5 protein-coding genes and 2 pseudogenes are annotated in these 3,169 nt (G+C 37.7%); 1 reads left to right on the plus strand and 6 read right to left on the minus strand.

The genetic code is table 11. The annotated features are described in order from the left end of the window. The first annotated feature begins 208 nt into the window (after positions 1-208). Positions 209-385: a hypothetical protein gene (locus IM507_RS07925; protein ID WP_287636860.1), complete on the plus strand. Its 177-nt coding sequence runs from the start codon at positions 209-211 to the stop codon at positions 383-385. Between the two features lie 29 nt (positions 386-414). On the opposite strand, the gene IM507_RS07930 is transcribed toward IM507_RS07925, so the two are convergent. The 6 genes and pseudogenes from IM507_RS07930 to IM507_RS07950 all read right to left on the minus strand — a co-directional run. Next, positions 415-819 (minus strand): hypothetical protein, encoded by a 405-nt coding sequence (locus tag IM507_RS07930; protein ID WP_148045310.1) that lies wholly within the window; start codon positions 817-819, stop codon positions 415-417. Between the two features lie 173 nt (positions 820-992). Continuing rightward, a pseudogene (locus tag IM507_RS23665) lies at positions 993-1,115 on the minus strand (DUF1214 domain-containing protein); the annotation flags it as partial. Positions 1,116-1,265: 150 nt separating this feature from the next. Continuing rightward, a complete protein-coding gene (locus tag IM507_RS07935) occupies positions 1,266-2,264 on the minus strand; it encodes an IS630-like element ISMae24 family transposase (protein ID WP_052275630.1) in 999 nt (332 codons plus the stop codon). A gap of 110 nt (positions 2,265-2,374) precedes the next feature. Then, positions 2,375-2,713, minus strand: coding sequence for a DUF2442 domain-containing protein (locus tag IM507_RS07940; RefSeq protein WP_002737024.1), 339 nt, complete (start codon positions 2,711-2,713; stop codon positions 2,375-2,377). Further along, entirely contained in the window at positions 2,667-2,924 is a 258-nt protein-coding gene (locus IM507_RS07945) for a DUF4160 domain-containing protein (RefSeq protein ID WP_002792623.1), read from the minus strand. Before IM507_RS07945 ends, IM507_RS07940 begins: the two co-directional genes overlap by 47 nt. 180 nt (positions 2,925-3,104) lie before the next feature. Then, positions 3,105-3,169, minus strand: a pseudogene (locus tag IM507_RS07950) (DUF29 domain-containing protein); the annotation flags it as partial.

A 3,169-nucleotide genomic window follows, 5' to 3' on the forward strand; every position in this document is an offset into this window, starting at 1 on the left:
AAATTGGGGAATTGTTGACTGTATTTCTTTTATTGTAATGGAAGAGCGTAGAATAACGGAAGCATTAACAACGGATATTCATTTTCAGCAAGCTGGTTTTCGAGCTTTGTTGAGAGATTAATCTCAGGGCAGGCGATCGCCCCTTCTCCTCCCAAAAAAAAACGATCGCCCCTCCCCATCATCAAAAAACGATCGCATTACAAGATCGGTGATTGCGCTCCTCCCAAAAATGATCGCCGCTCCTTCTCAAAAAACGATCGCCCCTCCCCATCATCAAAAAACGATCGCCCCTTCTCCTCCCCAAAAAGCGATCGCCCCTCCCCATCATCAAAAAACGATCGCCCTTTGCGTTCCTATCCCAAGCAATGGTAATTTTAACGTTTAATCAACAAGATGACAGCGATCGCCCTGGATTTATTGTCCGTTATTCATTTCAATCTCAATTTTACTTCCAACTTGTGAGCAACGATAACCTGATACAGCACCTTGAAATTCCCAAATGGTTATGGTTTTATATCCCCAAAATGTACTCAGACGACCATAGCATCGTTCTTTCCCTTTAGTGTCTATAAATTTATCGTAAAAATAATCTCCTCCTGCTAAATCACAATCAATAGGAGTAAGAGTTCCAGCTCTACCATTTTTGAATTTATAACTTCCTGATGGTTGTTTAGTAGAGCAATGATCCCCAGTTTGAATAGTTAAGTTACCATCTTTACTTGTTTGCCTCAGACCAGCAAAACTGGGTGAAGCAATTAAGATAAAGATCAATCCAAATATGAGCTTAGTAGTGAATTTAAGAGTGGAAGTAGTGAACATAAAGTGAGATCGCCGATCTTTTGGGTTGGCTTAAGGAACGCAAAGCAGCTACGAGAAATAATAACCTAATTGTCGAGTTACTGCAATCATTCTCTCTGACAAAGTTCGATCGCCGAACTTCATCACCTCAACCCAAGCAACAGATCGGCGATCCAGCCAGATTCTCAATAGGATTACTTTAACTCAATTTCCCCTGGTCGCCAAGTCTTATCAAACCAAGGCTCAAGCAGGCCATAAAGTCGAAGAATCGTGTTCCAACCCGTTTCAGGAATCGTCTGCACCCAATTATTTTCCTTATGATTAAAAGCAAAAAAGCGCGTTAAGTAACTATTTTTTAAGTCAAGACGGCAATTAGCGATCGCCCCTCCTGATCAAAAAGCGATCACACCATGAGAAGAAAACCTGATCGCACTAAAGTCCAAAATAATCGCAAATCAGATAAGTACCTAGGCAAAATTAATTACATACTCGCCTCCAAAATTGTCCAGCACTTTTTTAACGTAAGCGAGGAGGCTCTTTCGGTCTTTATAGGCGCTAAATTCAATCCATTCATATTTTAAAAATCTCCATAATATTTCAATTAAATTTAAATGAGGTGAATAAGTGGGCAACCAAAATATTTTCAAATTTTTCTTTTCCCATTCCTCAAGTTTCTCCATAAATGCCTCGCTGGTATGAATGGAAGCTTGGTCAATTATTATGACAGTTTTTTTCTGTATATTTTGGCAATATTTATCCAGAAAATTAATAACTATCTCGCTAGTAACCGTTCCGACCTGTGTCTCATAAAATAATTGATTATCTCGTTTCATTATTCCTAAAATATTTAGTCTTTTACCTTCAATTGGTGGTAACTTTATCGTGGTTTTTTCTTCTTGCCAAGCGTAAGGAATACAAGGCTTTGAATCCCATCCCATTTCATCCAAATATCCTATCTCAATCTCTCCTCTTTTTTCCTGTTTTTTTAGTTCTTCTAAAATAGGTAGTTTGACCTCAAGCTCCCACTCATCAGGGGTTTTGGCGACCCCTCTTCTCACCCTTTTCCACCTCATGTTGATTTTTTTTATGAGTCTTTTTATCGTGTCTTTGCTTACGGTTAATTTCCATTCTTCTACAATTTTTATCTGGATTTTTTTTAAGCTTTTCGGTTCTTCTTTTACCCAGTCAATAACTTGTTGACCTTGTGCTTCTGTCAATTTAGGTTTTCTCCCTCTTCCTCGACGATTATAAAAACCAATTAGTTTTCTATCTTCCCAGGCCGTCAACCAATTATAGATGGTCTTTCTCGTAACTCCAAATATTCCGCTCAATTCTTCTATCGTGGTTCCCTGAAAACTTAAGAGTATACATTTCGCTCGCTCTCTTACTTGATGATGTTTACTAGCTCGATAAATTCTCTCTAGCATTTTCTGGCTCTCGGGGTTTAGGTCTCTAATCAATCTCATTGTATTTTCCTGCTGCTTCGTTTTTTTATGTATTATACTTCTTAATTTTTTATTTGGGTAATTAATTTTGCATGACTACTTAATTATTGTTAAGAAAACAATTTGGTACGTTACATTTCATTAGCGTACCCTACAGGATCACCGACCATACTAACCGGTTGCTTGTCGAGAGCAATTTCAAATAAAAATTCAGGGGCAAAGTCTGCTCCGTTTGGCCATTCTATTGTCCGACTATTTACATATACTTTTTGAAATAAACTTTTATCTTTTAAGGGTTCAAAGATTTCCCCATACAATTCTTGTTCTAAATCTACAATCCCTTCTATTCCATTATTAAAGGTTAGCTTTAATTGATACTTATCCAGATATTCCACACAGATAACATGAAGAAATAGCTCCTTTTTAGGGAAGGGGATCGATTCTGTTAAGAGGTTTTCTTTGACGCGCATTTTCCCAGTTCTCCAATAGTTCAGATTGGTGTAGATCAAGCCACTCCCATATTAAATTTAGTCCTCTTTTAGGCATTTGACCACAAACTTCACCTGTGTGAATCATTATAACCGCTTCATAATCTTGATACTCGGCATGGATATGAGGCGGATTGTGATCGTTATAGTTCATGGTGATTTTTATTCCATAGAAGCTTGATAGAGTGGGCATGAGTAAGAATAGTAATAAAGGTTGCTTTCTAAAAGTTTTCCCCCTATTGTAAGCGATCGCCCTTGGCGTTCCAGCAATGACAATTTTAAAGTTTAATCAACAAGATAACAGCGATTACATTGAGCCTAGTCATAATGAAATTTACAACTAATAATAATAATTTTTGTCTCTGTTGGTTCCCCAATCCAATACATCTGTCTGTCTTTGTCGCAGTTGTTTGGCCGTTTCTTCTAACCAAGCAGGAT

The organism is Microcystis sp. M20BS1, assembly GCF_020245305.1.
Classification (GTDB): domain Bacteria; phylum Cyanobacteriota; class Cyanobacteriia; order Cyanobacteriales; family Microcystaceae; genus Microcystis; species Microcystis ichthyoblabe_A.

What these genes read in the sequence shown, in the direction of transcription:
- IM507_RS07930 (WP_148045310.1), bottom strand. Translation starts at nt 819, where the DNA reads ATGTTCACTACTTCCACTCTTAAATTCACTACTAAGCTCATATTTGGA.
- IM507_RS07935 (WP_052275630.1), bottom strand. Translation starts at nt 2,264, where the DNA reads ATGAGATTGATTAGAGACCTAAACCCCGAGAGCCAGAAAATGCTAGAG.
- IM507_RS07940 (WP_002737024.1), bottom strand. Translation starts at nt 2,713, where the DNA reads ATGCGCGTCAAAGAAAACCTCTTAACAGAATCGATCCCCTTCCCTAAA.
- IM507_RS07945 (WP_002792623.1), bottom strand. Translation starts at nt 2,924, where the DNA reads ATGCCCACTCTATCAAGCTTCTATGGAATAAAAATCACCATGAACTAT.